At 70.7% G+C, this 21,037-nt stretch carries 19 protein-coding genes; 12 read left to right on the top strand and 7 right to left on the bottom strand.

The genetic code is table 11. The features are described from left to right. The first annotated feature begins 78 nt into the window (after positions 1-78). The 3 genes from ESP51_RS15850 to ESP51_RS15840 are packed head-to-tail and all read left to right on the top strand — an operon-like array spanning position 79 to position 3,989. Entirely contained in the window at positions 79-2,958 is a 2,880-nt protein-coding gene (locus tag ESP51_RS15850; protein ID WP_129521867.1) for an FG-GAP-like repeat-containing protein, read from the top strand. Further along, positions 2,955-3,458: a hypothetical protein gene (locus tag ESP51_RS15845; RefSeq protein ID WP_129521866.1), complete on the top strand. Its 504-nt coding sequence runs from the start codon at positions 2,955-2,957 to the stop codon at positions 3,456-3,458. Before ESP51_RS15850 ends, ESP51_RS15845 begins: the two co-directional genes overlap by 4 nt. Positions 3,459-3,461: 3 nt before the next feature. After that, positions 3,462-3,989, top strand: coding sequence for a hypothetical protein (locus tag ESP51_RS15840; RefSeq protein WP_129521865.1), 528 nt, complete (start codon positions 3,462-3,464; stop codon positions 3,987-3,989). 15 nt (positions 3,990-4,004) lie between these two features. Here the strand turns inward: ESP51_RS15840 and ESP51_RS15835 are convergent, their stop codons facing one another. Further along, complete coding sequence (locus ESP51_RS15835) at positions 4,005-5,354, bottom strand: hypothetical protein (RefSeq protein ID WP_129521864.1); 1,350 nt, start codon at positions 5,352-5,354, stop codon at positions 4,005-4,007. Positions 5,355-5,508: 154 nt separating this feature from the next. Further along, a complete protein-coding gene (locus ESP51_RS20875; RefSeq protein WP_129521863.1) occupies positions 5,509-6,285 on the bottom strand; it encodes a hypothetical protein in 777 nt (258 codons plus the stop codon). A 157-nt stretch (positions 6,286-6,442) separates the two neighbouring features. Here ESP51_RS20875 and ESP51_RS15825 point away from each other — a divergent pair, with 157 nt between their 5' ends. From ESP51_RS15825 to ESP51_RS15810, 4 genes are read left to right on the top strand one after another with little or no spacing between them, the layout of a single operon-like run. Continuing rightward, positions 6,443-6,859, top strand: coding sequence for a TOBE domain-containing protein (locus ESP51_RS15825; protein ID WP_129521862.1), 417 nt, complete (start codon positions 6,443-6,445; stop codon positions 6,857-6,859). A 17-nt stretch (positions 6,860-6,876) separates the two neighbouring features. Continuing rightward, entirely contained in the window at positions 6,877-7,689 is an 813-nt protein-coding gene (gene modA, locus ESP51_RS15820; protein WP_129521861.1) for a molybdate ABC transporter substrate-binding protein, read from the top strand. Further along, on the top strand, positions 7,690-8,508 hold the full coding sequence (locus tag ESP51_RS15815; RefSeq protein WP_129521860.1) for an ABC transporter permease: 819 nt from the start codon (positions 7,690-7,692) through the stop codon (positions 8,506-8,508). Continuing rightward, positions 8,505-9,266 (top strand): sulfate/molybdate ABC transporter ATP-binding protein, encoded by a 762-nt coding sequence (locus ESP51_RS15810; RefSeq protein WP_129521859.1) that lies wholly within the window; start codon positions 8,505-8,507, stop codon positions 9,264-9,266. The genes ESP51_RS15815 and ESP51_RS15810 overlap by 4 nt, the downstream gene beginning before the upstream one ends. Before the next feature lie 17 nt (positions 9,267-9,283). Here ESP51_RS15810 and ESP51_RS15805 read toward each other — a convergent pair whose 3' ends face one another. The 4 genes from ESP51_RS15805 to ESP51_RS15790 form a co-directional block, all read right to left on the bottom strand. Further along, entirely contained in the window at positions 9,284-10,687 is a 1,404-nt protein-coding gene (locus ESP51_RS15805) for an HNH endonuclease signature motif containing protein (RefSeq protein ID WP_129521858.1), read from the bottom strand. 168 nt (positions 10,688-10,855) lie between these two features. Continuing rightward, entirely contained in the window at positions 10,856-11,341 is a 486-nt protein-coding gene (locus tag ESP51_RS15800; RefSeq protein ID WP_129521857.1) for a SixA phosphatase family protein, read from the bottom strand. Positions 11,342-11,547: 206 nt separating this feature from the next. Then, the gene (locus ESP51_RS15795) at positions 11,548-11,808 is read right to left on the bottom strand and encodes an SHOCT domain-containing protein (protein WP_129521856.1); all 261 of its coding nucleotides are present in this window, start codon (positions 11,806-11,808) and stop codon (positions 11,548-11,550) included. 98 nt (positions 11,809-11,906) lie between these two features. Next, positions 11,907-12,893: an NAD-dependent epimerase/dehydratase family protein gene (locus ESP51_RS15790; protein ID WP_129521855.1), complete on the bottom strand. Its 987-nt coding sequence runs from the start codon at positions 12,891-12,893 to the stop codon at positions 11,907-11,909. Positions 12,894-13,091: 198 nt separating this feature from the next. Between ESP51_RS15790 and ESP51_RS15785 the strand changes: the two genes are divergently transcribed. Beyond that, the gene (locus tag ESP51_RS15785; RefSeq protein ID WP_129521854.1) at positions 13,092-15,407 is read left to right on the top strand and encodes a copper-translocating P-type ATPase; all 2,316 of its coding nucleotides are present in this window, start codon (positions 13,092-13,094) and stop codon (positions 15,405-15,407) included. A gap of 105 nt (positions 15,408-15,512) precedes the next feature. Here the strand turns inward: ESP51_RS15785 and ESP51_RS15780 are convergent, their stop codons facing one another. Continuing rightward, positions 15,513-15,848, bottom strand: coding sequence for a heavy-metal-associated domain-containing protein (locus ESP51_RS15780; protein WP_129521853.1), 336 nt, complete (start codon positions 15,846-15,848; stop codon positions 15,513-15,515). 110 nt (positions 15,849-15,958) lie between these two features. Between ESP51_RS15780 and fdhD the strand changes: the two genes are divergently transcribed. From fdhD to ESP51_RS15760, 4 genes are all read left to right on the top strand, one after another. Further along, positions 15,959-16,870: a formate dehydrogenase accessory sulfurtransferase FdhD gene (gene fdhD / locus ESP51_RS15775; RefSeq protein ID WP_129521852.1), complete on the top strand. Its 912-nt coding sequence runs from the start codon at positions 15,959-15,961 to the stop codon at positions 16,868-16,870. Beyond that, complete coding sequence (locus ESP51_RS15770; RefSeq protein ID WP_241843209.1) at positions 16,867-19,185, top strand: FdhF/YdeP family oxidoreductase; 2,319 nt, start codon at positions 16,867-16,869, stop codon at positions 19,183-19,185. Before fdhD ends, ESP51_RS15770 begins: the two co-directional genes overlap by 4 nt. A 109-nt stretch (positions 19,186-19,294) precedes the next feature. After that, on the top strand, positions 19,295-19,741 hold the full coding sequence (locus ESP51_RS15765) for a YciI family protein (RefSeq protein WP_129521851.1): 447 nt from the start codon (positions 19,295-19,297) through the stop codon (positions 19,739-19,741). Next, complete coding sequence (locus ESP51_RS15760; RefSeq protein WP_129521850.1) at positions 19,742-21,034, top strand: RNA polymerase sigma factor; 1,293 nt, start codon at positions 19,742-19,744, stop codon at positions 21,032-21,034. Positions 21,035-21,037 lie beyond the last annotated feature (3 nt).

Below are 21,037 nucleotides of genomic sequence, written 5' to 3'. Positions count from 1 at the left end.
TCTCACGATACCCGAATAAAATGCGCGATTCTTACCCGGATCGTGTACCCGATCACCGTCCCAACCCGAGGGGACCCGGTGGCTGCTGCATACCCGAATGCGCGTCACGAAGAACTCGGCATCGGATCGACCCCCGAGCCGCGTTCCCTCCTCCGCCGAGCCCTGGCCTGGATGCTCGCCGCCATCGTCGCCGTCGGCCTCACGGTCACGGGCGCGAGCCCGGCTTCGCTTGCCGACCAGCCGCGCCGGAGCATCGCACAGGGCATCACCGCCGCGGGCGGCCTGCTCGTCGACCCGGCAGGCCGCCTGTGGATCTCGGACGCGCAACGCGGCTTCTGTCGCATCGTCGAGACCACCGGGTCGACGCCGGGGAGTATCGAGGCGTCGACGTGCCTCGGCGGCTCCGCCGGGGCCCCGCAGAAAGGCCCGGTGAAGCCCGGCGCCCCTGCACTGCTCGACCCGACTCCGCAGACGCCGGGCAGCGGTGACGAGCTCGCGCTCGTTCCGGATGCCGCCGCGAACTCCTCGTTCGTGATGCGGGCGCGCTGGGACGCGCCGTCCGGCACCTTCCGGTACGCCAGCACGCTCACGATCTACGGCGGCGACCTGCGCCCCGTGGCCGTCTCGGTGGGGCCCGACCGGAACGCCTATGTCGCCTTCGAGCGCGCCCGCAGCGTCGTGCGTATCGTGAGCCCCGCGTCCACCCAACCGACCATCCAGACGGTCGCATCCCTCGGCGCCAACGGTGCGCGTGCGATCGCGGCGGGTGCGGCCGATTCCACCGGCCGGGTCACCGTCTACGTGGCGGAAGCGTCCGGGCTCACCTCGTTCCGCCCGCCGCTCAGCGGTCAGTCGATGGCATCGCCGACCGCATCGTTCCCCGTCGGTGACGTGGCGCGACTGCACTTCGACCCCGCGACGAGCGTCCTCTACGCGGGCAAGGCAGCGGCGACCGCGGCCGGCGGCGACTCGATCACGCGAGTCATCACCCAGACCGGGCAGGTCGAGGCGAACTGGGCCGCCGGGTTCAGCCGCGTCGGCGGCATCGCCGTGCGCAAGACGCTCGTGCTCGCCGCGGACGATCCGGGGCTCCTCGCGTCACCGGCGCTGGTCGGCAAGGGCTTCGCCTACCTGCTCGGTGAGGTCCTGCCACGCATCGTCGCGGGTCCGACCATGGCCGACGGGTCGCCGGCGCCTGATCCGGCGATCACGAATGACGCGACGCCGACCTTCAAGGTCGCCGTGGACGGCGGAGTGTCACTCCAATGCGCCTTCGACAACGCGAACTGGGCAGGTTGCGCGGTCGGCGACGTGACGGCGTCGCAGCCGCTCACAGACGGCGCACACCGATTCTCGGTGCGGGTCGGCGCAACGGGCACGCCCGTCGAGGCCGCGTTCACCGTGGATACGACATCCCCGGCCACTCCCACGATCGTCGCGCCGGCGACGGGATCGACCATCGGCAGGTCGGTCGTGCTGAACGTCACGGCGGAGGCGGGCGCGGTCCTCCGCTGCGCTGTCGACGCGGCGCCGACGTCTATTGGCGCAGTGTGCAAGTCGGGAGACACCCTGACCTTCACGACCTCGGGCACGCACTCGCTGCGCGTCACCGCGACCGACCGCGTCGGCAATGTGAGCGCGCCCGTCACGTCGACGTTCACCGTCGACCTGACGGCGCCCGTGCCGGTGATCACTGCGCCCGCCGCCGACGGCCAGACGCTCACCGGTACGGCGACGTTCGAGTTCTCGGCGGGATCCGAATCCGGCCTCACGTACCGTTGTCGGATCGATGCGCTGCCGTTCGAGACCTGCACCTCGCCCCGAAGCTACACGGGCCTGACCGCCGGTTCGCACACCTTCGTCGTCGAGGCACGCGATGCGGTCGGCAACACCGGAACGGCGACGCGCACATTCCAGTTCAGCGTCCCCGACACCACGGCGCCTGTCGTGACTGCCACTCCGGCTGGGGGCGCGTACGACGCCGGGCAGCAGATTACGCTGGCTGCCAACGAGGCCGCGACGATCTACTTCACCACCAACGGCGACAATCCGACCACGGCATCCGCGCAGTACAGCGGCCCGATCACCCTGACGGCCGCCTTCACGTTGCGCTACTTCGCCGTCGATGCCGCCGGCAACGCCTCTGCCCCGGCCTCACAGACCTACGTCGTGCGCACCTCACCGCCACCGCCCCCGCCGTCGAGCCATCCGCATGACTACGACGGCGACGGCAAGGTCGACATCGTCGCGCTCACCGGCGCGGGCGAGCTGTGGCTCTATCGTGGCGACGGATCCGGTGGCTGGCTGGGCTCGCACGTCATGGCCACGGGATGGAGCGATATCAACGCGATCGTCACGCCCGGCGATTGGACCGGCGACGGCAAGCCCGACCTCCTCGCGCGGAGCAGCGGGGGAGAGCTTCGGCTCCACCGCGGAGACGGCGCCGGAAACATCGGCGTGGCTGAGAACCCCGGCACCGGGTGGGCCCCGTTCACGGCGCTCTTCAGCCCGGGCGACTGGGATGGCGACGGCAAGTCCGACATCCTCGCGCGGGACGGCGCGGGCCACCTCATACTCTTCCCGGGAAATGGAGCGGGCTGGTTCCTGCAGCCGCGCCTGGTCGGCGCGGGTTGGCAGACGATGACCGCGATCTTCGGACCAGGCGACTGGGACGGCGACGGCAAGCCCGACGTCATTGCACGGGACAGCTCCGGACGGATGTTCCTCTATCCGGGCAACGGAAGCGGAGGCTGGCTCACCACGCGCCAGATCGGCTCCGGCTGGAGCAACATGACGGCGATCTTCGGGCCTGGCGATGTCAATGGCGACGGCAAGCCCGACGTGATCGCCCGTGACAACGCCGGGCACCTGCTGCTCTACCCGGGCAACGGCACGGGAGGGTGGCTCCAGAAGCGCCAGATCGGTTCCGGCTGGGGCGGGATGACGGTGATCTCATGACTCCGCACGTCGCGCTCGGCCGTCAGGGAGGGGTCGCCCTCGCCCTCCTGATGCTTTCGATCGCGGGATGCGCAGGCAACGAGATCCCCGACGAGTCCCGGTCCCCCTCGCCCTCCCCCGGCGCAGACGAGCCGCGCGTCCTCATCGAGTGCTTCTACCCCGACGGCAGCGAGGTCGCCACGTTCACCCGGCTCGAGGAGGCCTGGGCGTCGACGAACTACGTGCGCATCGACCATTGCGAAGCGCGGGCCGCAGAACCCGGCGACTTCGAACTCAGCGAAGAGGAAGCGGAGGTCGCGAGCGTGGCGGAAGCCGGTCTCCCCGGCGAAGACCCCACCGAGCTCTTCCTGCGCACCCTCGCCGCGTGCGTGCGAATCGCTCCCGAGGGAGATCGCGGTATGGCGAGCCAGCCCACGTCGATCCTCGAGGCGGCCCTCGTGCTGTGCCCCGAGGCGCCGCACGCTGGGCTCATCGAGACCGAGCTCGGTACCAGGGAGTGACGGATGTCCAGAGTCACTCCCAGCATCAGCCGCCGGACGGCGCTCCGGCTCGGCATCGTGACGGCGTGGTCCGTCGGCACCCTCGCCTTCACCACGGCGCCGGCGGTCGCGGCCGTTCCGGCCGTCCCGGTGCCTCCTTCGACCTATGATTCCAACGCTCCGCGGTTCCGATTCGATGTCATCACGGCGCTGCCGATGTCCGCGCCGCTCACGAGGCTGGAACAGGTGTGGGCGAGCCCGCAGTACATGAGGGTCACCGACTGCGCCGTCCGCTACATCGGCGCGGAGACGTTCGAGCTGACCGCAGACGAGTCCGCGGTCGTCGACGTCGCCGAGGCGGCCGGGGCGGTCGTCGATGATCGTCGCGCGCTGTACCTGTTGATCCTGGCGGCCAGCACCCGCATCGATCCCGCCTCGCTCGACGCGAAGCTCACCGAGCTGGGGCGCCCGGTCGTGATGGCGTCGTTGGCGCTGGCGCCCGAGGCCCCGCAGGCCGCCCAATTCGGCGCATGGCTGGAGCGAACCGGCTGATCGACCGGGCCGCGCTCAGGCGAGCTGCACGGCCAGCGCAGTGATGACCGCCGACTCCACGCCCGAAGTGCCGGCGCGGAAGTGGCCGATCTGCGGATAGACGGTCATACTGCCGCCGGCGATGCCCGGCATGTCCGGATCCCAGCCGCCTTCGTAGCTGCCGCCCGACGGCCCCAACGGCGGCAGGAAGTCGTTCGCCGGCACGTAGCAGTTGGTCTCATTGGCGTACCCGCCGATGAAGAGCTCGTTCGCCCCACCGTGGCGTGCACGGAAATACGCTGCGTAACCGCTCACCAGTTCGCCGCCGACGAATGCCATCTTCAACGTGGGGTTGCCGACGATCTTCCACACTTGCGAGGGATTGGGCACACTCGTGGCATACGTGCCACTGTCGATACGCGTGATCATCGAGGCAGCGTGGCGCTGGTACCACGCCGGCTGCCCCGCCGGATTCTGCATCCGGGTCGCGAACGCGCTGCGCACCGCGGCGAGATTGGCCGACGTCGGGGTGATGTCGAGTGGGAGCGACACTTCGCGCAGTTGCGTGTAGAGCGGCCCGGGAAGCACGCGACCGGCCGCTTTGGCCGAGTTGGCGACGGCATTTCCGAGCGCATTGCCGTGGGAGGTCCGCAATGCCCAGCTGCGCACCCCCGTCGGGTCCTGGTCGCCGGCCGCGCCGGGGATGAACAGGGCGAAAGCCCCGGTCTGGCTCTCGACGACGTTGCACGCCTCGGCCGGCCAATCGCCGTCCCACTGCTCCTGCCAGCCCGCACTGACCGGATGGCAGCCGTAGCTGAACAGCACCGCGGCGAGTGTGCCGTTGCCGCGGCGCGCCGTGAGCACGGGCACCGCCGTCTCGACGGTCGGCTTGCCGGCCCGGTTGAATGAGAAGTTCGCCGACGTCAGCCGGTACTCGAGGCTCACTGAGGTGCGAGTGGCGGCAAGCGCCTGGGTCACGACGGCGACGATCCGATCCTGCAGCCACTTCGTGTAGGAGTCGACGAGATCGAGGCTGCTGATCCCGTAGGAGATATACGGATTCAGCATGTCCCCGACGATGGGCCCGTTATGGGTGTGGGTCGCGACGAGCACGATGTCGGAGGACGCCCAGCCCGCAAGGTTGATGAGGCGCGGCCTCACCGCCTGGTGCACGCCGCGCGGAATTCCCAGGATGTCGAGCGAGACGATCGCATTCGGGAATCCGTCGTCCCACAGGATCACGCATCGCGCGTAGAGGGGCTGCGCGAACGGCGTGTCGCGTTCGACGACGCGGGCGCCGCCTTGCGTGCCGTATCCGGCCATGTAGGGGTTCGCGCCGGGCGCCGGTGTGATGTCGACCTTCGCGGTCGACGTCTGGAAGCTCATCAGGGCTGGCCTCTCTCCCGAGAGGGTTTGCGCATCGCCGGGTCTGCGTAGGGCGAACTCTCACGCTCTCGGGTAAGCGTGGGCGTTCACTGCGATCCTAATCGCGAGTGCCGCTCATCTTCTGCCGCCCGTTGTGGGGTCATGTCGACGCACGTCAGAACGTGACGATGAGGCCGAGCGAGACGGTCCCGGTCGTGGCGAGTCGCGCCGCGGCGAGCCCGTACCCCTGCGCGCCGTAGAGAATGCTGAGGCCATCGGCGGGGAGGAGCCCATCGACGGTGCACTCGATGCGTGACGGACCGGCCGGCAGCAGAAGCACCAGGCACACGTTCTCGCCGTCGACCGTACGGGTCAGGAAGGCCGCCGGACCGTCGACGCGAGTGGCGAGCAGACGCACCGATTCGGGATCGATCGCGTCGTCGACGCTCGCGACCCGCGCCGACTCGTCGGCCAGGGGCAGCCGGTCGAACAGTGGCAGCAGGTCGGTGTCCTCGAGCGGCGTTCCGGGCTCCTCTGTCGGCGAGGCGCTGACCGTGGGAGCGGCGGAATCCATCGCGACGCGCTGGCCGGCGGCCCAGCCGAGGGCTGCGCCGAACAGGAGGCCGATGCCACCCGCTGCGGCCGTCCAGCGCACGAGCCGTGCGCGCCCGGAAGCGTCGTCATCCGGCGGCCCTGCGGCGTCTCCCTCGGTCTCGTCGGCGGCCTCGCCGGCGCCCGGGCCCTCGACAGCACCTGAGCCCTCGCCAACGCCCGGCCCCTCGCCCTCGCCGCGGTCACCCGCTCCACCTGCGCGTCCCACCTCATCGCGGTCGCCCCCATGCACCACGAGCTCGTCGAGCTCGGCGACGGCCCGGGCACGCTCGGCATCCGTCGCGTCGGCGCCATATGCGATGCGCTGCAACGCGCGGACTCGGCCTTCACTGGCATCCATCCGGCCCCCTTTGCGGGCTTCTCGCCAGCATGCAACACGGTTCGCTCGACTGCAAGCGGCAACGATCACCGCCAAGGCGCCTTCGACGTCTCGGCCCGAGCTCGATCCACATTCGCGGCTAGAATCGCCCCATGGAAACGCACTTGCGGGAATCATCGTGAAGCAGTTCCGCATCAGCGAGGCGGCAGCGCTCCTCGGCGTGAGCGACGACACGGTGCGCCGATGGGCCGATCAGGGCCGCCTCCACGTCACTCGCGGCCCGAACGGCATGCAGGTCGTCGACGGCTCCGACCTGCTCCCCCTCCTGGAGGACCTCGCATCGGGCAGCGCCCTCGCCGAGGCGTTCCCGCTCGCTCGCGCTTCGGCGCGAAATCGATTCGTCGGGCTCGTCACCCGTGTCCAGCGCGACGGTGTGATGGCTCAGGTCGATCTGCAGGCCGGCCCGTTCCGCGTCGTCTCGCTCATGAGCCGGGAGGCCGCCGACGCGCTCGGCCTCGAGCCCGGCATGCTCGCCGCGGCGAGCGCCAAGGCCACGACGGTCTCGATCGAGCTGCCACCTGGCGCAGACACATGAGACGGATGCCGAGACGGATGCCTCGCCGCGTCGTCGCGATCGCGCTCGCGGCGCTGCTCGGCGGCACCGTCACCGCTTGCGCCTCACCCTCCGATGGCGGGTCGCCTGACGGGTCGCCGTCCGCCGCGGCTGGGTCGACCACCACAGCCGCCGCGGGTGCGACGACCGTCACCGTCTTCGCCGCAGCTTCGCTCACCGAGGCCTTCGATGAGCTTGCCACGCGGTTCGAGCAGGAGCATCCGACCGCCGACATCGTGATCAACTACGGCGGCAGCGCGGCGCTCGCCCGGCAGGTCGTCGAGGGAGCCCCGGCCGACGTGTTCGCCTCGGCCGCCGAGGAGCCCATGCGGACACTCGTCGACGCCGGCCTCGCGGCCAGCCCGGTCGTGTTCGCGACGAACACCCTGCAACTCGTCGTGCCCGCCGGGAATCCCGCCGACGTCGCGGGCCTCGACGATCTCGGGCGCCCCGAGCTCACGGTGGCACTATGCGATGAGTCCGTTCCGTGCGGGGCCGCCTCCGCCGAGCTTCTCGAGCGGCAATCGGTCACGGCGGTGCCCGACACGCTCGAGTCCGACGTTCGGGCCGTGCTCACCAAGGTGTCTCTCGGTGAGGTCGACGCTGGTCTCGTGTACCGCACCGATGTGCTCGCGGCGGGCGACGCGGTCGAGGGCATCGAGGTGACCGGCGCGGCATTCGTCGTGAATCGGTACCCGATCGCCGTGCTGACGGATGCCGCCGCCGCACAGTTCGCCACCGATTTCGTCGAGTTCATCGCCGGCGCCGAGGGCCGCGCCGTGATGGCCGAGGCCGGATTCGGGGCGCCGTAGATGGCGGCGCCGACGACGCGAGTGAGCGGCCGATTGGCGTGGCCGGTGATCGCACTTGCCGGGCTCGGCCTCGCGCTGCTCGTGCTGCCGCTTGCCGGGCTCGTGGTGCGCGCTCCGTGGGCCGAGCTGCCCGAGCTCCTCGCGCGCCGATCGGTGCTCGAGGCGCTGGTGCTCTCGTTCGGCACCGCGCTCGCGTCGACCGCGGTCTGCCTCGTGCTGGGGGTGCCGCTCGCGGCGGTGCTCGCCAGGGCGGCCGACTGGCCGACCGTGCCGCGCCGGCTGCTGCGCGCGGCGGTCACCGTTCCCCTCGTGCTGCCGCCCGTCGTCGGCGGCATCGCCTTGCTCCTCCTGCTCGGGCGACGCGGTCTCATCGGTTCGGTGCTCGACGACTGGTTCGGGGTGACAGTGCCGTTCTCGACGGGCGCGGTGGTGCTCGCGCAGGTCTTCGTGGCGCTGCCGTTCCTCGTGTTCGCGGTCGAGGGGGCGCTCCGCTCGACCGATCGCCGCACGGAGCTCGCCGCGGCCACGCTCGGCGCTTCGCGTTGGCAGGTGTTCCGGTTCGTCACGCTGCCCCTCGTGGCCCCGGGTGTCGCTGCGGGCGCGGTGCTCTGCTTCAGCCGTGCGCTCGGCGAGTTCGGCGCGACGATCACCTTCGCGGGTTCCCTGCCCGGGGTCACGCGCACGTTGCCGATCGCGAGCTATCTCGCGATGCAGTCCGACCCCGATGAGGCGATCGCGCTCGCGCTGCTCCTGCTTGCGGTATCGATCGGCGTGTTGCTCGGGCTGCGCGATCGTTGGCTTCCGGGAGTGCGCGGATGATGCCCGCCCGACCGCCCTCAACGTCGCCGCCACCACAGCCGGCCGGGCGGCCCGCGTTGCACGCCGATGTCACCGTGGTGCGCGGCGAGACACGCATCAGCGCCGAGTTCGAAGTGGTGCCGGGGCATCCGCTCGCCATCATCGGGCCGAACGGAGCCGGCAAGTCGAGCCTGCTCGCCGCGATCGCAGGCCTTGTGCCGCTCGAGTCGGGCCGTGTCGCCGTGGGCGGGCGAGTGCTGCACCGCGGCGTTCCGCCCGAGCGGCGGCGCATCGGTGTGGTGTTCCAGGACTACGTGCTCTTTCCGAACCTCACGGTGCGGGACAACGTCGCGTTCGCGACACGGATGCGCCACTCGCGCGCGAACGCGCGGGCGGCCGCCGAACCCTGGCTCGAACGCTACGGGCTCGTCGCCCTCGCCGACCGCCTGCCGGCGGAGCTCTCTGGAGGGCAGGCGCAGCGCGTCGCCCTCGCTCGCGCCCTCGCGGCCGAGCCCGAGGTGCTGCTTCTCGATGAGCCGATGTCGGCGCTCGACGTCGAGGTGCGGGCCGACATGCGCGCCGAGCTTGCGACGCACGTGCGCGAGTTCGGCGGCGCGACCGTGCTCGTCACGCACAGCCCAGCGGATGCCGCGGCACTCGCAGACTCCGTGCTCGTGCTCGAGTCGGGGCGGGTCACCCAGCGCGGCACCCTCGATGAGCTCCGTGCGGCGCCCGCGACGCCCTATGTGGAGCGCATGCTCTCGGGATCGGCGGAGTGAGGTTGCGGGTGGCCGGCTCATGCGGCGGTCGCCCAAGGAGGTTCGATCTCGGCGGACGAATCACTCGGTGCGCCCACCGCTGCACTCTTCGTCGCACTCGTCGAGGCGGTGCCCGATGCGGGTTGCGTGGCATCCGCTGGTGGGCTCGGTGGCGCGCTCCCTTCGGCGTTCACGTGCGGTCCGCTCATCGGCGCGAATGGGTGGGTCGGGGTGGAGTGGTGTTCGCGGCCGGCTGGTGAGGTCCAGCGGATGTCGCCGTTTGGTGTTTGGGTCATTCGCCAGCCGGTGTGGTGTTTGAGGCGGTGGTGTTTTCGGCAGAGGTGGGCGAGGTTGTCGTGGCGGGTGGGTCCGCCGGTGGCCCAGTCGGTGGTGTGGTCGATGTCGGCGCGGTTGGCGCGGCGGGAGCAGCCAGGGAAGCGGCAGCTGCCGTCACGGATCCGGAGATAGCCGGCGAGGTCGGCGGGGACCCGGTAGGTGCTGCGGCCGTAGGAGAGGTACGCGCCGGTCTCGGGATGGGTGAGGATCCGATGGAACGAGGGTGCGTGTGCGGTGAGTCGGCGGGCGGTGTCGTCGTCGATCGGGCCGTACCCGTCGAGTTCGGCGGGCTGGTCGGTGTGGCCGAGGAGGGTGAGCGCCGGGACGGTGACGTAGATCTTCGGGGTGACCACCCCCAGCGGTGACGCGTCTGCTGCGGTGCGGCCGAGGAGCAGGTCGGCGGCGAAGTCGAGGGCGAGCTGGGCGCGGGTGCGGGGATCGGATGCCCCACCGGAGCCGGAGCCGGCGCGCTGCTGCGCGTCGGCGAGGGCGTCGAGGTGGGCCATGATCGCGATGCCGCGCTCGGCCTCGAGGAACAGGCTGAGCCAGCCCATGCCGTCTTCGGCCGGTTCGAAACACACCCGCCGTTCGCCTCGGGCGCGCTGCTGCCGGTCGGCGAGCGGTTCGGGGTGGATCCGGTCTCGGAGTCGGCGGATCCGGCGGCGGAACGCCGACGGCGTCTCCTGCGGCGCCCGGCCGAGCGCGAGCGCCTCGAACTCGCCGGCCCGCTCAGCGGGGATGGTGCTCGCGATCTCGAGCAACGACCGGACCCGGCCCACACAGACCACCCCGCCAGCCAGCGCGTCGAGGGTCGCCTCGAACTGGCCGGTCAGCAGGCGCGCGTCGGCGATCAGCCGCCCCGCGGTGGCCTCATGCACGACCAGGGTGGTTCCGAGCTCGGCGACGAACGCGCGCATCGCGAACTCCCGATCGACGAACGGCGAGGCATCCGTCACCCCCTCGACCTCAGCGACAAGCGCCCGCGCCGCCTCGATGCGCCGGAACTGCTCAGCCTGCGCCGCCCGGATCACCCGATCGAGCTCCACGATGCGCGACAGCTCAGCATCGAGCGCCGCCTGCGGTGAGAGCGCCGGAAGGGTGGTCATGAGACAACTCAACCACCACCCACCGACATTCCAACGACAACAGAATGGCTGATCAGATGGCGAATTACTTGTGGATAACTGCCGCCACAGTCCACCTGTGGAGGACGAGTGGAGCGCCGCGCGCCACCTGTGGATAACTGCGACCCCAGCCCACCGGTGGAGGAGTAGCTACGACCGCGGCGTGTCCACCCGCACCGACACCGGTTCGGCGTCGGCGAGCTCCCGCCACGAGTCGATCTCGAAGGTGAACTCGGCGACCGCGCACGTCGGCATCTCGTGGATCTCATCCGAGAACTGGTGCGCGAGCAGCGCGGTCTCGGGGTTGTGCCCCACCACGGCCGCGCACACGACATCGCTGCCGAGCTCGCCGACCACCTGGAGCACCTCGTCGGCGGATGCCGAGTAGAGCCGCTCGTCGGTCTTGATGCGGGCCGCCCCGAAGCCGAGGGCATCCGCAATGAGCTTGGCCGTCGCACGCGCCCGCAATGCGGTGCTCGAGAGGATCACATCGGGCACCAGCCCACGTTCGGCGAGCCGCCGGCCCATCATGGGCGCATCCCGAAGGCCGCGGTCATTCAGGGGGCGGTCGTGGTCGGAAACACCGAAGTGATCCCAGCTCGATTTGGCGTGACGAATCAGCAAGAGCGTCTTCATGCGCCGAGTCTGCCACTGTCGCGGGCGCGCCGCGCGGCTCTGCACAACACATTGTCGCGGGCCGGCCGTGCGCCGTCGCCAGAGCGGATCGCGCGCGCGGGTCTGTTCAGCCATGCCTCGACGCGAACAATGACGGATGCCGCGAGCCGAGGCATCCGCTCGCCGTCGTGTCTGGCATTCCGGATGTCGCAGCGAGCAGCACCGCGTCATTCACGCGTCGGCGGCGGCGTCGTCTCATCGAGCGCCCGCACCACCTCGCGGTACTGGTCGGGCGTGATGTCGCCGCGCACGAGTCGATCCTCGAGGATCGCGCGAGCGCTGCCCGGATGACCTCCCGGGCCACCGTGCGAACCCGAGGTGAACGATCGCACGACGAGCACGATGAGCGCCGCGAGGATGAGGAGCGCGAGGAAGATCCCGACCCAGACGAGTCCCATGCCATAACCATGACCGCCGAAGAACATCATGGATGCACCCCCTCCGATGCAACTCAGGGCGCGAACGAGGCCCTGCTCTCATGCTACTCGCGGACTTGCGGGCCGCCGCGGGCTTGCGCGGGCGCCCCTCAGCTGCGCAGGGCGGCGAGCAGTTCCCGCTCGCGAGCGGCACTCAGGCCGGCGCCGCGTTCGCGATCGAGGCCCTCGCGGCGCTCCCACTCGAGCAGCTCGGTGAGCAGCTCGTCGACGGGGCGCAGCACGAGGCCCGCCTCGAGCGCGGCCCGATTCGAGCGGTCGAGGAAGGCGTTCCACTCGGGATCGAGGATCCAGAGCGGCAGCGACTCGGGGCCCGACCACTCGGCCACGCCCTGCTCGGCGAGCCACTCGGGCGTCGCGGTGACGACCTCGCCCTGGTGACCGCCGATCCGCCGGGCGAGATCGAGCCATTCGCCGAACGTGAGCCGCTGCCCCACGGCGTTGAATGCGCCGGTCAGCCCGCCTTCGATTGAATCGAGCGTGAAGCGCACGAGGTCGTCGACATGGATCGCCTGCACGGATGCCTCGAGGATGTCGGGAACGAGCATCGCCTCGTCGTCGCGCGCCGCACGGGCGACCCAGTACCCGCTTCGCCCCGACGCATCCCCGGGCCCGGCGATGAGCCCCGGACGGATCACGAGGAGCCGCTCGCCGATCGCGTCGCGATATTCCTGCTCGATCGCCGACTTCGCCTCGCCGTAGGTCTCGGGAGTCGACTCGTCGGACTCGAGCGGCGGCATGAGCTCCGCGGTCTCGTCGGCGCCCGGTTCGTTCTGGGCTGCGTACACGTTGCCCGATGAGATGAACGTCCAGTGCGCCGCGTGCGGCGCGAGCTCAGCTGCAGCGCTCCGCGCGAAGCCGGGCTGCCGCGTGACGTCGATGACGGCGTCCCACTCGTGGCGCGCGACCTCGTCGTATGCCCCGGGCAGCGACCGATCGCCGCGCACGAACACGGCGCCGGCGGTAACGTCGCCGGCCTCTCCGCGCGCAAGGCACGTCACCCGGTGTCCCCGTTCGATCGCCGCCTTCGCGAGTTCGCGTCCGAGCCATTGCGTTCCACCGAGGATGAGCAGGTCCATCCCGTCATCACACCACGGCAGCGCGGGCGGCACGCAGGTGTTCACCGACCGCGAACGGCGGCGGCGCCCGAACGGATGCTGCAGGGCGCTGCGCGCGTCGTTTCCGACGGGAACAAGATCCGCGGGTTCGGAGTTACACCGTGACAGGAATACCCCAGAGGGGTATATTCGCAGAGGAAGGGCAACGGAGGCAGATCGATGAGCACGACTCGCGACGGCAGGCACGAGCACGACGATCACACCGGGCACGCAGGGCACTCAGGGCACGCCGACGTGCACAAGCACGACGAGCACGCAGGACACGACGAGCACGCGGGGCACGACATGCACGCCGGTCACGACACGCACGCCGCGGTCGACGAGCACGCCGGCCACGAGATGCCAGGCGGCCACGACGAGCACGCGAGGGACGGGCACGCAGGGCACGCCGGGCACGACACGCACGCCGGACACGACATGCACGCAGGCCACGGCGGCCACGGCGACCACGTCGGCCAATTCCGCCGCCTCTTCTGGATCATGCTCGTCATCGCGATCCCGACGATCGGGTTCAGCCCGATGTTCGCCGACCTCATCGGCTACGAGCTGCCCGAGGGCGGCTTCGTGCGCTGGATCTCGCCCGTGCTCGGCACGGTCCTGTACTTCTGGGGCGGCCGGCCGTTCCTCGCGGGCATGTGGTCGGAGCTCAAGGCGCGCCAGCCCGGCATGATGCTCCTCATCGGCCTCGCGATCACGGTCGCGTACTTCGCCTCGCTCGGCGCGAGCCTCATGCTCCTCAGCCACGAGCTCGACTTCTGGTGGGAGCTCGCCCTCCTGATCGTCATCATGCTGCTCGGGCACTGGCTCGAGATGAAGTCGATCGCACAGGCATCCTCGGCCCTCGACGCACTCGCCGCGCTGCTGCCCGACGAGGCCGAGCGGGTGACGGATGCCGCCGACGGCTCCAGCACCGTCGAGGTCGTCTCGCCCGCCGACCTCGTGCTCGGCGACGTCGTGATCGTGCGTCCGGGCGGCCGGGTGCCGGCCGACGGCGAGGTCATCGACGGCACAGCCGCGGTCGACGAGTCGATGATCACGGGTGAGTCGATCGCCGTGGTCCGCGGCCCCGGCGACCACGTCGTCGCCGGCACCGTCGCCACCGACACCGCGATCCGGGTGCGCGTCGACGCCGTCGGTGACGACACGGCGCTCGCCGGCATCCAGCGCCTCGTCGCCCGCGCGCGGGCCTCGAGCTCCCGCGCGCAGCGCCTCGCCGATCGCGCGGCCGGTTGGCTCTTCTGGTTCGCGCTCCTCGCCGCCGTCATCACGGCGACCGTCTGGACGCTGCTCGGCAACCCCGACGACGCCGTCGTGCGCACCATCACGGTGCTCGTGATCGCGTGCCCCCACGCCCTCGGCCTCGCCATCCCGCTCGTCGTCTCAATCGCGACCGAGCGCGCGGCGCGCGGCGGCGTGCTCGTGACCGACCGCCTCGCCCTCGAGACGATGCGCACGGTCGACGCGGTGCTCTTCGACAAGACGGGCACCCTCACGAAGGGCGAGCCGGCGGTCGTTGGTGTCGCCGCAGCGCCGGGCCACACGATCGACGAGGTGTTCGCACAGGCCGGCGGGGCCGAGGCCGATTCGGAGCATCCGCTCGCGAAGGCGATCGTCGCCGAGGCGCACCGGCGCGTGTCCCACGTGCACCCCGCGTCCGACTTCACCGCGTCGCCCGCGCTCGGGGTGCGCGCGATCGCGCACGGCCGCGTCGTCGAGGTCGGCGGCCCGAGACTGCTCGCACGTGACGGGATCGAGCCGCTCGAGGCATCCGCTGCCTGGAGCGAAGCCGGCCAGACCGTGCTGCACGTGCTCGTCGACGGCGAGGTGGTGGGCGCCATCGCCCTGGCCGACGAGATCCGTCCCGAGTCGCGCGAGGCCGTCGACGCGCTGCACGCGCTCGGCGTGCAGGTCGTCATGATCACGGGCGACGCCGAACCCGTCGCTCGCACGGTCGCCGAGGAGCTCGGCATCGACCGCGTCTACGCGGGTGTGCGCCCTGAGGACAAGTCGGCGAAGGTGCAGGAGCTCCAGGCCGAGGGCCTCTCGGTCGCGATGGTCGGCGACGGCGTGAACGACGCGCCGGCGCTCGCGCAGGCCGACGTGGGCATCGCGATCGGGGCAGGAACGGATGTCGCGATCGCCTCGGCCGGCGTGATCCTCGCGTCGTCCGACCCGCGTTCGGTGATCTCGGTCATCGAGCTCTCACGCGCGAGCTACCGCAAGATGCAGCAGAACCTGTGGTGGGCCGGCGGCTACAACCTCATCTCGGTGCCGCTCGCCGCTGGCGTGCTCGCCGGAATCGGGTTCGTGCTGCCGATGTCGGTCGGCGCGCTGCTCATGTCGTTCTCGACGGTCGTCGTCGCGCTCAACGCGCAGCTGCTGCGCCGGCTCGACCTGCGCCCCGAGGCGTCGACGCGAGCGGTGCTCGACCGCAGCGGCACGGAGCCGGAGCGGGTTCCCGTCGCCGCGCGCTGAGCGGGCGCGTCGCCCGCCTCGGCGTGCCCGGCACGTCGGCGAGATGCCAGTTGTGGCCGCCTCCCTACGTGGGAAGCGGCCACAACTGGCACTTCGGTGCGCGGGTCAGCCGGCTACGACCTCGTAGCCGGCTTCCGCGACGGCAGCCGTGACGGCGGCGTCATCGAGCGGAACCGAGCTCTGCAGGGTGACCGTCGAGACCCCGCCGACGTTGAGTGCGACGTCGACGCCATCGACACCGTCGAGGGCGGTGAGCTCCTCGGTCACGTGCCGCACGCAGTTCGAGCACGTCATGCCCGTGACGCCGAACTCGGCCCGATAGGCGGATGCCGCGGCATCCGTGCGCACCTCGATCGACACGCCCTGCGAATCGGTCGCGCAACACGAGCACGCGTCGGTCGCGAGCGTCAGTTCGGTGCGTCCTTCGGGGATGAGGGTCATCGCGGGGTCCTTTCGTGGAGAATCCTGGTCCACCATACCCCACTGGGGTATGGATGCCGCAATCGCGACCTCGTGCACACCGACGCGCCATCCGTGATAGGCAGGACGGCATGGGCAGGATCACCGCGCGGACGCGGGTCACACGAGTCACGGTCGGCGGCGCGGTTTCCCGGCGTGAGGACCTGCTCGCGGTCGAGGAGCCGCTCGAGCTGCGCGTCGGCGGAACGCCGCTCGCCGTCACGATGCGCACACCCGGCCACGACGTCGACCTCGCTGTCGGCTTCCTGGTCTCCGAAGGCGTGATCGTGCGCGGCGACCAGGTCGCGGCGGCCATCCACTGCGCCGGCCCCGATGGCGCGAACACCTACAACGTGCTCGACCTCACGCTCGCACCGGGTGTTCCGAAACCGGATGCCTCGATCCAGCGCAACTTCACCACCACGAGTTCGTGCGGCGTCTGCGGCAAGGCGAGCATCGACGCCGTCCGCACGCGCTCGGCCTACCCGATCGACGACGACCTGCGCGTCGACCCCGCTCTGCTCATCACCCTCCCCGAGCTGCTGCGAGCCGGGCAGGACGTCTTCGAGAAGACCGGCGGGCTGCACGCCGCTGCGCTCTTCGACGGCCGCACCGGAGAACTGCTCGTGCTGCGGGAGGACGTGGGTCGCCACAACGCCGTCGACAAGGTCATCGGCTGGGCAGCGCGAGAGGCGCGGCTTCCCTTGCGCGGAGTGGTGCTGCAAGTGTCGGGGCGGGCGAGCTTCGAGCTGACGCAGAAGGCGTCGATGGCGGGCATCCCCGTGCTCGCGGCCGTGTCGGCACCGTCGTCGCTCGCGGTCGAGCACGCGAAGGAAGCCGGCCTGACGCTCGTGGGCTTCCTTCGAGGCGACTCGATGGTGATCTACGCCGGTGCGCACCGCATTCCGGTGGAGCAGCAGATCGTGCAGCAGCAGATCGTGGAACAGCAGACTGTGCACCCGGCAGACCGTGCACCAGCAGACCGTGGAGCAGCACTGACGTGACCGACCCGACGACGGAACCGACCGACCCGCCCAGCCCGTACCCCGACCTCGAGGTCCACCCCGCCAAGCAGTGGGCGGTGGGCGTGCCCGGGATCCTGCACTCGATGGAGCCTGCGCTCGCGAAGATGGGTCTCGCCCGCACGGCCCGGCTCGCGCTCGCGATCAACCAGAAGGACGGCTTCGACTGCATGAGCTGCGCGTGGCCCGATCCGGGTCACCGCAACGTGCTCGAGTTCTGCGAGAACGGCATGAAGGCCACGACGTGGGAGGCCACGCCCATCACCGTGCCGCGGTCGTTCTGGGCGGAGCATCCGATCAGCTCGCTGGCCGACAAGGGCGAGTACTGGCTCGGCCAGCAGGGCCGTCTCACCGAGCCGGTGCACAAGCCCGCCGGCGCCGACCACTACGAGCCGATCTCGTGGAACGACGCGTTCCGCCTGATCGCGGAGCGCCTGAACGCACTCGACTCGCCCGGCCGCGCCGCGTTCTACACGAGCGGCCGCACGTCGAACGAGGCGGCGTTCCTCTACCAGTTGTTCGTGCGCGCCTTCGGCACGAACAACCTGCCCGACTGCTCGAACATGTGCCACGAGTCCACCGGCACCGCGCTCACGGCCACGATCGGAATCGGCAAGTCGACGGTGGCCTACGACGACTTCGCGAAGGCCGATCTCGTCATCGTGATGGGCCAGAACCCCGGCACGAACCACCCGCGCATGCTGACGGCGCTCGAGGAGACGAAGCGCAACGGCGGCCGGGTCGTCGCGGTGAACGTGCTCCCAGAGGCGGGGCTCATCCGCTACAAGAACCCGCAGAAAGTACGCGGCATCCTGGGCAAGGGCACCGAGATCGCCGACCGGTTCCTCCAGATCCGGGCCGGCGGCGACATGGCGCTGCTGCAGGCCGTCTCGCGTCGCGTGCTCGCGGCCGAGGACGCCGCGCCGGGCACCGTGCTCGACCACGACTTCCTTGCCGAGCACACTGTTGGGCTCGACGCATTGCGCAGCCACCTCGCCGGCCTCGACGAGGGCGCGGTGCTCGCGGCCACCGGGCTCGCCTCGCACGAGATCGACGACCTGGCCGGCGAGTACCTCGCGGCCGATCGGGTGATCATCACGTGGGCGATGGGCCTCACGCAGCAGAAGAAGGCCGTCGCCACCATCAGGGAGATCGTCAACCTCCTGCTGCTCCGCGGCAACATCGGCAAGCCGGGCGCGGGCGCCTCGCCCATCCGCGGCCACAGCAACGTGCAGGGCGACCGCACGATGGGCATCTGGGAGCGGATGCCAGAGCGGTTCCTCTCGGCGCTCGAGCAGGAGTTCCGCTTCCCGGTGCCACGCCGGCACGGCGCCGACGCCCTGCAGACGGTCCACGGACTGCGCGACGGCGAGATCGACGTGTTCATCGCGATGGGCGGCAACTTCGTCGGCGCCATCTCCGACACCGCGGTCGCGGAAGCGGCGATGCGTGGCGCGAAGCTCACGGTGCAGGTGTCGACCAAGCTCAATCGCTCGCACGTCGTGACGGGCGAGGAGGCGCTCATCCTGCCGACGCTGGGTCGCACCGAGATCGACCTCCAGGAGGGGCATCCGCAATTCGTGTCCGTCGAAGACAGCGTGTGCGCCGTGCATGCGAGCCACGGCGCGCTGCCGCCGGTCGCTCCGGGCCTGCTGTCGGAGATCGCGATCGTCTGCCGGCTGGCGTCGGCGACGCTCGGCGACCGGCACGAGATCCCGTGGGGGGAGTTCGAGGCCGACTACGACCTGATCCGCGACCGGATCTCGCGAGTCGTGCCGGGCTTCGAGTCGTTCAACGCCGACGTGCGGAGGAAAGACGGCTTCGTCCTCCCGAACGGCCCGCGCGACGAGCGCCGGTTCGACACCCCGGCGGGGAAGGCGATCATCACGGTCAACGAGCTCGAGCACCTCGAACGGCCGCCGGGCCGGCTGATCCTGCAGACGCTCCGCTCGCACGACCAGTTCAACACGACGATCTACAGCCTCAACGACCGGTACCGCGGCATCAAGAAGGGCCGAGACGTCGTCTTCGTGAACCCCGACGACCTGGCCGAGCTCGGGCTCCACGACGGACAGCGCGTCGACGTGGTCAGCGAGTGGCCGGGCCAGCCCGACCGGGTGCTGCCCGACCAGCGCATTGTCGCGTACCCGACCGCGCGCGGGTGCGCGGCGGCGTACTACCCCGAGGCGAACGTGCTCGTGCCGCTCGAGAGCGCCGCCGAGGAGAGCAACACGCCGGTCTCGAAGGCGGTGATCGTTCGCCTCGAAGTCGGCCATGTGCGAAGCCCGCGCTCGTGAAAACATGGCCGGAGAAAAAAGTTCGAGACGGATGTCGATCCGGCCCTCGCCCGTTCGACGCCAGAGTGAGGCGGGCACTTCGGCCCCCTCCCCACAAAGGAGAACGACCATGAAGTACATGCTGATCATGCGGTCCAACGACGCAGCCGTCGAGGCGTACGAGGAGATCGACTTCAACGAGGTCATCGCGGCGATGGGCGCCTACAACGAGTCGCTCATCAAGGCGGGCGTGCTGCTCGCGGGCGAGGGCCTCGCCGACGCCAAGGAGGGCTTCGTCGTCGACTTCGACTCGACCCCGCCCGTCGTCACCGACGGCCCCTACGGCGAGACGAAGGAGCTCTTCAACGGCTTCTGGATCATCCAGGCCTCGAGCCCCGAAGAGGCCGCCGAGTGGGCGAAGCGCTGCCCCCTCGGCCCGGGCGCGAAGCTCGAGGTCCGTCGCGTGCACGAGCTCGAGGAGTTCCCGCAAGACAACGAGTGGATCCAGAAGGAAGCCGGCTGGCGCGAAGAGGCCGAAGGCAAGCTCGCGGCACCGAGCGGTGAAGCGAAGGCCTGAATGAACGAATCGGATGCCGCGGGCGCGATCGGCCAGGCGAATGACGCCGCCGATCGCGCCCGGCGCGCCGTCGCCGCCGTGTGGCGCATCGAGTCGGCGCGCATCGTCGCGACGCTCACGCGCTTCGTCGGAGACGTGGGCCAGGCCGAGGACCTCGCACAGGAGGCGCTCGTCGAGGCCCTGCGGCAATGGCCCGACGAGGGCGTGCCGAACAACCCGGGCGCATGGCTCACGGCCGTGGCCAAGCGCCGGGCGATCGACGGATGGCGCCGCCGCGAGCGGCTCGACGAGCGATACGCCGCCCTGGCCCGCGACCTCGAGCAGCACGAGGGCGACGACACCTTCTGGGACCCCGACACCATCGACGACGACATCCTGCGCCTCATCTTCGTGTCGTGCCACCCGGTGCTCTCGCGTGAGGCCCAGATCGCGCTGACCCTCCGCATCGTGGGCGGCCTCTCGAGCGAGGAGATCGCCCGCGCGTTCCTCGTGCCGACCGCGACGATCCAGCAGCGCATCGTGCGCGCCAAGAAGACCCTCGCAGCGGCGAAGGTGCCGTTCGAGGTGCCCGAGCCGAACGAGTACGCCGAGCGGCTCGCGTCGGTGCTGCAAGTGCTCTACCTGATCTTCAACGAGGGCTACCTGCCGGCGACGGGCGAGGCCTGGGTGCGGCCCGACATCTCGGCCGAGGCCCTTCGGCTCGCCCGCATGGTCGCCGGCCTCATGCCCCGCGAGCCCGAGGCGCAATCGCTCGTCGCCCTCATGGAATTCACGGCGTCGCGCTTCGCCGCCCGCACGAAGCGCGACGGCACGCCGATCCCCCTCGACGAGCAGGACCGCTCCCGCTGGGACCGCTCGCAGATCGCCCGGGGTCGCGAGGCGCTCGCCCGAGCCGACCGGATCGGCCGGGGCCGGGGCGCCTACGGACTGCAAGCGGCGATCGCCGAGTGCCATGCCGTCGCGGCATCCGTCGACGACACCGACTGGGGCCGCGTCGTGCTGCTCTACGAGGCGCTCGGACAGCTCGCGCCGTCGCCCGTCGTCGAGCTGAACCGCTCGGTCGCGGTCGCCATGTCGACGGGGCCGGCGTCGGCGCTCCGCATCGTCGACGCGCTCGTCGCCGGCGGCAGGCTCGCCGGGTATGCGCCGCTGCCCGCGGTGCGAGGAGAGTTGCTCGCACGCCTCGGTCGCGCCGGCGAGGCTCGTCTCGAGCTCGAGGCCGCCGCGCGACTCACCGGAAACGAGCGCGAGCGCGACGCGCTCCTCGCGAAGGCGGCCGCGCTCCCGCGCTAGGCG

Origin of the sequence: Agromyces albus, from assembly GCF_004134825.1 — a bacterium.
Taxonomy (GTDB): domain Bacteria; phylum Actinomycetota; class Actinomycetes; order Actinomycetales; family Microbacteriaceae; genus Agromyces; species Agromyces albus.
Note: the sequence above shows the minus strand (reverse complement) of the source record. Positions and strands in the feature narration are given on the sequence as shown.

Coding starts and splice junctions, on each gene's coding strand:
- ESP51_RS15835 (WP_129521864.1), bottom strand. CDS start 5,354: ATGAGCTTCCAGACGTCGACCGCGAAGGTCGACATCACACCGGCGCCC.
- ESP51_RS15760 (WP_129521850.1), top strand. CDS start 19,742: ATGAACGAATCGGATGCCGCGGGCGCGATCGGCCAGGCGAATGACGCC.
- ESP51_RS20875 (WP_129521863.1), bottom strand. CDS start 6,285: ATGGATGCCAGTGAAGGCCGAGTCCGCGCGTTGCAGCGCATCGCATAT.
- ESP51_RS15790 (WP_129521855.1), bottom strand. CDS start 12,893: ATGGACCTGCTCATCCTCGGTGGAACGCAATGGCTCGGACGCGAACTC.
- ESP51_RS15815 (WP_129521860.1), top strand. CDS start 7,690: ATGGCGGCGCCGACGACGCGAGTGAGCGGCCGATTGGCGTGGCCGGTG.
- ESP51_RS15800 (WP_129521857.1), bottom strand. CDS start 11,341: ATGAAGACGCTCTTGCTGATTCGTCACGCCAAATCGAGCTGGGATCAC.
- ESP51_RS15840 (WP_129521865.1), top strand. CDS start 3,462: ATGTCCAGAGTCACTCCCAGCATCAGCCGCCGGACGGCGCTCCGGCTC.
- ESP51_RS15780 (WP_129521853.1), bottom strand. CDS start 15,848: ATGACCCTCATCCCCGAAGGACGCACCGAACTGACGCTCGCGACCGAC.
- ESP51_RS15785 (WP_129521854.1), top strand. CDS start 13,092: ATGAGCACGACTCGCGACGGCAGGCACGAGCACGACGATCACACCGGG.
- modA (WP_129521861.1), top strand. CDS start 6,877: ATGCCTCGCCGCGTCGTCGCGATCGCGCTCGCGGCGCTGCTCGGCGGC.
- fdhD (WP_129521852.1), top strand. CDS start 15,959: ATGGGCAGGATCACCGCGCGGACGCGGGTCACACGAGTCACGGTCGGC.
- ESP51_RS15805 (WP_129521858.1), bottom strand. CDS start 10,687: ATGACCACCCTTCCGGCGCTCTCACCGCAGGCGGCGCTCGATGCTGAG.
- ESP51_RS15795 (WP_129521856.1), bottom strand. CDS start 11,808: ATGATGTTCTTCGGCGGTCATGGTTATGGCATGGGACTCGTCTGGGTC.
- ESP51_RS15845 (WP_129521866.1), top strand. CDS start 2,955: ATGACTCCGCACGTCGCGCTCGGCCGTCAGGGAGGGGTCGCCCTCGCC.
- ESP51_RS15765 (WP_129521851.1), top strand. CDS start 19,295: ATGAAGTACATGCTGATCATGCGGTCCAACGACGCAGCCGTCGAGGCG.
- ESP51_RS15810 (WP_129521859.1), top strand. CDS start 8,505: ATGATGCCCGCCCGACCGCCCTCAACGTCGCCGCCACCACAGCCGGCC.